At 69.4% G+C, this 5361-nt stretch carries 6 protein-coding genes and 1 pseudogene; 4 read left to right on the top strand and 3 right to left on the bottom strand.

From position 1 onward, the window contains the following. A partial coding sequence (locus FV222_RS16250) for an aromatic ring-hydroxylating dioxygenase subunit alpha (protein WP_147815109.1) occupies positions 1–1003 on the top strand: 1003 nt, incomplete at its 5' end. Between the two features lie 381 nt (positions 1004–1384). Here FV222_RS16250 and FV222_RS16245 read toward each other — a convergent pair. Next, positions 1385–1645 (bottom strand): hypothetical protein, encoded by a 261-nt coding sequence (locus FV222_RS16245; RefSeq protein WP_147750531.1) that lies wholly within the window; start codon positions 1643–1645, stop codon positions 1385–1387. Continuing rightward, positions 1645–2355: a Crp/Fnr family transcriptional regulator gene (locus tag FV222_RS16240; protein WP_147750532.1), complete on the bottom strand. Its 711-nt coding sequence runs from the start codon at positions 2353–2355 to the stop codon at positions 1645–1647. The genes FV222_RS16245 and FV222_RS16240 overlap by 1 nt, the downstream gene beginning before the upstream one ends. Positions 2356–2634: 279 nt before the next feature. Here FV222_RS16240 and FV222_RS16235 point away from each other — a divergent pair, with 279 nt between their 5' ends. Both FV222_RS16235 and FV222_RS16230 read left to right on the top strand, forming a co-directional pair. Continuing rightward, positions 2635–3786, top strand: coding sequence for a helix-turn-helix domain-containing protein (locus tag FV222_RS16235; protein WP_147815107.1), 1152 nt, complete (start codon positions 2635–2637; stop codon positions 3784–3786). Between the two features lie 17 nt (positions 3787–3803). After that, complete coding sequence (locus FV222_RS16230; protein WP_306422439.1) at positions 3804–4040, top strand: hypothetical protein; 237 nt, start codon at positions 3804–3806, stop codon at positions 4038–4040. A gap of 242 nt (positions 4041–4282) precedes the next feature. Here the strand turns inward: FV222_RS16230 and FV222_RS16225 are convergent, their stop codons facing one another. Further along, positions 4283–5020 (bottom strand): methyltransferase domain-containing protein, encoded by a 738-nt coding sequence (locus tag FV222_RS16225; RefSeq protein ID WP_147750535.1) that lies wholly within the window; start codon positions 5018–5020, stop codon positions 4283–4285. A gap of 119 nt (positions 5021–5139) precedes the next feature. On the opposite strand from FV222_RS16225, the pseudogene FV222_RS16220 reads away from it, so the two are divergent. Next, positions 5140–5361 (top strand): annotated as a pseudogene (locus tag FV222_RS16220) (tRNA (guanosine(37)-N1)-methyltransferase TrmD); the annotation flags it as partial.

The following is a 5361-nucleotide window of genomic DNA, read 5'->3' as shown; positions in this document are numbered from 1 at the left end:
CGCGTGGTACTGCGTCGGCCAGGCCTCGGGGCTGACGGGCAAGGCGCTGCGCGCGGTCGAGCTGAACGGCGAGCAGATCGTGATCGGGCGCGACGCGTCGGGCGCGCCCTTCGCGCTCCGCGACCGCTGCCCCCACCGCGGCATGGCGCTGTCCAAGGGCGGCTTCGACGGCGCCGAGCTGGTCTGCCCGTTCCACGGCTGGCGCTTCTCCACCGAAGGCCGCTGCCGCGACGTGCCGACGCTCTCCGAGCACGACGCGGCCGACTTCTCGAAGATCGTGGTGCAGCGCTTCCCCGTGGTCGAGAGCGCCGGCTTCGTCTGGGTCAACCCGAACCTCGGGGCGCCGGGCGAGACCGCTTCCCTGCCGGCCCTCGACTTCGACCCCGTCGGCTCCCTCGTGGTCGAGCTCGTGGTCGAGGCCTCGTTCGACCTGACGACGCTGAGCCTCGTCGATCCCGGCCACGTCGCCTTCGTCCACGATTCCTGGTGGTTCCGGCCGTCGAAAGAACTGCGCGAGAAGAAGAAGACCTTCCGGCCGGTGCCGCACGGCTTCGTCATGTCGAGCCACGCCACGACGACGAGCTCGCCGGTCTACCGCCTGCTCGGCGGGGTGCCCGACGTCGAGATCGAGTTCCGCCTCCCCGGCGTGCGCCTGGAGCGGATCACGGCGGGGCCCAAGCGCCTCGCGAACTACACCTTCGCGACGCCGCTGACGGCGAACCGCACGTTGCTGACCAACGCGCTCTACTGGAACATCCCCGGCCTCAACCTGCTGAAGCCCGTCGCCCGCCCGCTGATGCGCCAGTTCCTGACCCAGGACCAGCAGGTGCTCCAGCACGCCCAGGCCGGCCTCGACCGGAAACCCACCATGGTGCTGTTCGGCCAGGGCGACCTGCCCTCGCAATGGTATTTCCGCCTGAAGCGCGAGGCGCTGGAAGCCGCCCGCGCCGGCCGCCCGTTCGAAAACCCACTGGAGACGCGGGAGCTGCGCTGGCGCTCGTGAGGGATGTCGGGGGAGACCCACGGCGTGTTCAAGCCGGGCGGATGCCGGCTCGCGCGAAGAGATTCGACCCCACGACGAGATAGGGCGTCCTCCGTGATCCGGAGGCCCTGGACGATGCTCTCGCGCTCGTCTTCGGGAGCGGGCTCCGCGCCGTGCGGGAAGCGGCCTTCGGCCTGTCGTCGCGAGTCAGACCAAATCCGGTCGATCCCTGCGGGATGGCGGATCCGGGCTTCGCTCAGGCGCCGCCCGGGCTGGCCTGAGACGGGCTCCGCTTCGATCGAGCGGAGGCGGCCGTCTCGGACGTTCCGCCTGCGACCCCTGTCGACGTTCCATGGACCGGGCGGCGGCTTCACGGGCGTCGCAGGGTACGATCCGACGGGTTCACTCCAAACCGTCCTCCTGCGGAACGGTGTCGCCGAACGGCACCGTGAGCACCCGGTCGCCGGCCTCGTCGGTGACCTCGAACGAACACACCATCCAGTCGCGGATCATCGTCAGGCGGTCCTGCGCGATCATCTTCCGGGCGACCGACAGGGCGTGCTCCCGGGCCGCCGCCACGTCGGCGAGCTCGTCACCCTCTTCATCGATCGCCAATCCCGAGACGCCGTCGCGGTGTCGAACGTTGAAGAAGAACCGGGGCATCAGGTACTCTCGATCAGCCGCGCATACTCACGCTCGGGCAGGCCGTAGCCTTCCTCCACAACCGCCTCCATCGCCGGGCGATCCAGGATCGTGATGCGACCTCGCCGCGCACGGATCAGGCCGTGCCCCTCCAGGGCTTGGATGGCCAGGGTGGTGGTGCTGCGCTGCGCGCCCAGCATCGTAGCGAGGAACTCGTGGGTGAGCGCGAGGTCGTCGCCGTCCAAGCGGTCGTGGCACATCAGCAGCCAGCGGGCGAGGCGCACGTCGATGTTGTACGCGGCGTTGACGAAGGCGGTCTGCGCCGTCTGGAGGATCAGGGTCTGGACGTAGCGCAGCAGCAGCTTGCGCAACGATGGGCTCGCGTCGACGGCCGCTTCCAGATCCGCGATGCCGATCGCCAGCATCTCGCCCGCGGACTGGATGAAGTGGTGGAACGGCGTCCGATCCCCGCCGAGCAGTACGGGCGAGGCGCCGACGAGGCCCTCGCGGCCGATCAACCCGACCTCGACCTTGCCGGCGCTTCCGCTGACGATCGAGGAAAAGCCGTTCTCCGGGAAGAACAACGACCGGATCGGCTCGTCGGGCGCGATCACCGTCTGGCGTAGCTCGGCGGTGAAGCGCTGCAGGTGCGGCTGGAGCAGCGCGAAATCGTCGGCAGGCAGGGCCTTCAGCAGGCGGTTGCGGACGGTGGCTTGCTGAGGCTGGGACACGGCGCTCTCTTGCGGGGGAAGGGCAAGAGCACGGTGGTCTCCTAAGCGACTGCGCCCGGAACCACCGGCAGACGACGGACGAAGTATCCGAGCATCTTCGATCTAGTCAAATGTCAGGACTAAGCTTTAAATTATGTGAAACGCAGCTGGACGGTGTGTTGGCTACCACACCAAGAGCAAGAGATATCTATCAAATACGATGGAGCACCGTTTATAAATTAGGTGCTGGAACCATGCGATCGGCAATTGGCTCTGCGGCGCAGTGAACGGGAGCTATGCATGGATCCGATGAGTCAGCAGCCGTCCGTACTGCTCGCGGAACCGGATGCGGTCGTCGCCATGGATCTCAGCGAAGCGCTGGAGACGGCGGGCTACCGCGTGCTCGGCCCCTGCGCGACGACGGCGGACGCCGTGCAGATCCTCGAGCGCGAGCAGCCGACCTTGGCCGTCCTCGACGTGCAGCTGCGGGACGGACCCTGCATCCCCCTGTCGCGCGAGCTGCGCCAGCGGGAGATCCCCTTCCTCGTCCACACCGGCATCCACCGCGACGAGCCGGCGGCCACCAGCTTTCGCAACGCGCCGTGGCTGATCAAGCCCGCCCTGCCTTGGGACGTGGTGACCCTGTTGGACGAACTCGCCCTCTCCAGCGCCGCACCTGTCACCGCCGAGGCGCCGACACCGCTCCGGCTGTCCAAGGCTGCGACCGGCTGGAACAATCCGCTCGTGCGCAAGCTCAAGGGCTTCGCGCCCCTGTCGGAGGCCGACATGGCGGTGCTGGAGCGGATCAGCGCTCCGTCCCGGATCGTCCCGTCGCAGACCGACCTCGTCCGCGAGGGCGACGCGCCGGAGGGCGTGTTCCTGATCCTGGAGGGCATCGCCTGCCGCCACAAGGTGCGGGCGACCGGCGCCCGCCAGATCACCGCCTACCTCGTGCCGGGCGACTTCTGCGACCTCGACGTGGCGTTGCTCGACAAAATGGACCACGCGATCACCACCCTGTCCGCCTGCCGCGTGGTCCGCATCGCACCGGAGACGGTTGCCGAGGTGATGGAGCATCATCCTCAGATCGCGCGTGCGTTCCGGGTGAGTACGCTGGTGGACGAGGCGACGCTGCGCGAGTGGCTGGTCAACGTCGGCAGCCGCTCGGCCTTGGAGAGGCTCGCGCATCTGCTGTGTGAGCTTCGGGTCCGACTCCAGGTGGTGGGACTGGTCGAGAACAACAGCTTCGACCTCCCGCTCACGCAGGAGGTCTTGGCCGACACCACCGGCCTGTCGAACGTGCACCTCAACCGGACGCTGCAGGAACTCCGGCGGCGGGGGCTGATCGAACTCCGCTATCGCCGACTGACCATCCTCGACCTCCCGCGCCTCAAGGCGTTGGCCGAGTTCAAGGCCAACTACCTGCATCTGGGGGAGCGTGTTGCGGCATGACCCTTCAGTTACAGCCTGTGCAGGTCGCCACGGGAAGCGACGACCAGGAAAGCCGGCTCGTCTTCGCCGACGGGTTTCTGGCTGCGATCCTGGTGCAGTTGTCGGAGCAGCATGGGGAGGACGCGGGCAAGTGGTTCCTGGAGGCGGGCTTCGGCCGCGTCGATGATTATCGAGCGCCGATCTTCGCCAGCCTCGACGCGGCGCAAACCTGGATCGAAGCGCGCCTCGCCGGCATCGGCGACATCGGTTCGTAGCGCCGATCGACAGGCCGGATCGGGCCAGCCCGCGCGGCGCCCGAGCGAAGCCCGAATCCGCCATCCCGAAGGGATCGACCGGATCGGGTCTCACACGCCCAGAAGCGTCGTGTGCAGCCGCTTCGTGGAACGGCTTTCAACCCGGCACGGCCGTCGGCTCGCATCCTCGAGACGCCCGGAAGCGGACTTGCGAGGCTCTGCGAGGGGTCGCGAAGCCGCCGTCTCGGCGGCCGAAGCCACCCCTATCGCGCCTTCCCTCGCGTCGCCTCGTCCTTGCACGGGACGATCGCCTTCGGGTCGGGCCGCTCGCCCGCCGCGGGCGCCGTGAACACCGCGAGGTAGCCGACGCCGCCGTCGAGCACCGAAAAACTCGTCTCGCGATATCCCGCGGCCGACAGCTCGCAGCGCAGGAGTTTCGGCGGCGTACCGTGGCGCGACGGGATGTCGTCGGCGTCCACGATCCCGACCCGGCCGCCGGGCTTCATCGCGGCGGCGAGGTTGTGGAGCAGGCCGTAGGGCTGGGTGATCTCGTGGTACATGTGCACCAGGATCGCGGCGTCGACGGAGTCGGCTGCGAGGCGCGGGTCGTGCGGCTCGCCGCGCACCACCGTGACGTTGGTCAGGTCCGCCTTGCGCAGGCGGGCCTCGAGGTCGGCGAGGTAGCGCGGCGTCACGTCCTCGGCGAGCACGCGGCCCTGCGGCCCGACCAGCGGGCTCAGCCGCGTGACGTAGTAGCCGCTGCCGGCGCCGACGTCGGCCACCGTCTCGCCGGGCTTGAAGCCCATCAGGCGGGCGACCTGCCCGAACTCGTCGGCCTTCTCGCGGTCCTTTTCCAGCGCCCATTGCGCCGCCACGATCTCTGCCACCGGCCGGTCGGGTTTCGGGAAGGCCGCGGCCGGCGCGCCGGGGGGCCCGAGGGGTTCGGCGGCCTGCGCCGCGAAGGTCAGGGCGAGGAGGGCGGCGCAAGCGGATCTGATCATCGCAGTCCGAACGCGCGAGGGCGGCACCAAGTGCCGTGGTGTCGGCCGCGGCGTTGACCGCGCAGGCGTCGCGGCGCCATCAAGCGGCCATGACCGCCCCGACCATGACCACCTCGACCATGACGACCCCGACGCCGAACGCGCGCCCCTGGCGGGCGACGATCCTGACGCTCTATCCCGAGATGTTTCCCGGGCCGCTCGGCGCCTCGCTGTCGGGGAGCGCGCTCGCCCGCGGCGACTGGGTCTGCGAGGCCCGCGACATCCGCGAGCACGGGCTCGGCCGCCATCGCAACGTCGACGACAACCCGGCCGGCGGCGGCGCCGGCATGGTGCTGCGCTGC

This window comes from Methylobacterium sp. WL103, assembly GCF_008039885.1.
Taxonomy (GTDB): domain Bacteria; phylum Pseudomonadota; class Alphaproteobacteria; order Rhizobiales; family Beijerinckiaceae; genus Methylobacterium; species Methylobacterium cerastii.
This window is presented reverse-complemented; position numbering and strand designations above follow the sequence as displayed.

Coding starts and splice junctions, on each gene's coding strand:
- FV222_RS16245 (WP_147750531.1), bottom strand. CDS start 1,645: ATGCCCCGGTTCTTCTTCAACGTTCGACACCGCGACGGCGTCTCGGGA.
- FV222_RS16235 (WP_147815107.1), top strand. CDS start 2,635: ATGGATCCGATGAGTCAGCAGCCGTCCGTACTGCTCGCGGAACCGGAT.
- FV222_RS16225 (WP_147750535.1), bottom strand. CDS start 5,020: ATGATCAGATCCGCTTGCGCCGCCCTCCTCGCCCTGACCTTCGCGGCG.